The sequence below is a fragment of the Clostridium sp. HBUAS56010 genome, assembly GCF_007115105.1.
Taxonomy (GTDB): domain Bacteria; phylum Bacillota; class Clostridia; order Lachnospirales; family Lachnospiraceae; genus Lacrimispora.
The window spans coordinates 35,392-36,310 of sequence record NZ_SULJ01000010.1; the positions used below are offsets into that span (position 1 = coordinate 35,392).

Consider the following 919-nt stretch of genomic DNA (forward strand, 5'->3'; position numbering starts at 1 on the left):
AGATGGGGGATTGTCTCTTGTGATATGGTTGATTTTCCTTGTAATTTCGTCGAAAAAGCAAGAACAACCGTTTGTTTTGCTACCCTTGCTAAAAATAGCAGTATCATTTTAGTATCATAAAGGCAGGCCCAGATTACCGGATACCTGCTTATATTTTAACAAGGATTATATAAACCAAAATCGTTGACAACACAACGCACTAATGGTATATTTGAATTACAAAAGAGCAACCGCCACACAAGGTGGAAGCTCCCAGACAAAGCAAAATGTCCTAATGGACACCGCCTATCCTGTTCGCTGCAGGGTAGGCTATTTTTTTAACTTATCTATGTAAGTCAGCAATGCCAAGATAAAAGTTGCAAATAAAAGCACGTCTGCAAATGAAAACATATCCCGCACCACCTCCCATCTCGTTACGACGTAAAGACATAAAAGCTGGAAGGTTCCACCCTGTATTCGGTTACTCCTCGAAATATCTTACCATACATTTCCAAAGTGCACAATATTTATTCGCTATGACCAAGCTAATTTTGGGGTTGCTACCACTGCAAACGTTAAGAGTAAAATACACTTTTCGACATGAAGGTCGAAAACCTCCGGCCATTAACCAATACTGTATTGCGCTCGTCACAGAGACGAACGATAGGAGTCTCAATCTGTGATCCCGTTCTACGTCATGTTGAACCCTCATTATTGAGGACTTGATATGGGATTTTCTCCCCTTCTTATTGCTGAACGAATTGGTGATACTGTAGATATGGTAAACAACGTATATGGCCATTTATATCCAAACCGCCACATCGAAGTTGTAGAGAAATTACAGGAAATAGTATCATATTCGTATCATGCACAAAAACAAAACCGGAAAATCCCAGTAATAAAATAGGATACCCGGTTTTTTGCATATAAACCTTAAATT

At 39.2% G+C, this 919-nt stretch carries 1 protein-coding gene; it reads right to left on the bottom strand.

Annotated elements, in window-relative coordinates:
* Nucleotides 1–725: 725 nt before the first annotated feature.
* Nucleotides 726–919: hypothetical protein (locus FAY33_RS19810; RefSeq protein WP_207706028.1), on the bottom strand; the 194-nt coding region annotated here is incomplete at its 5' end.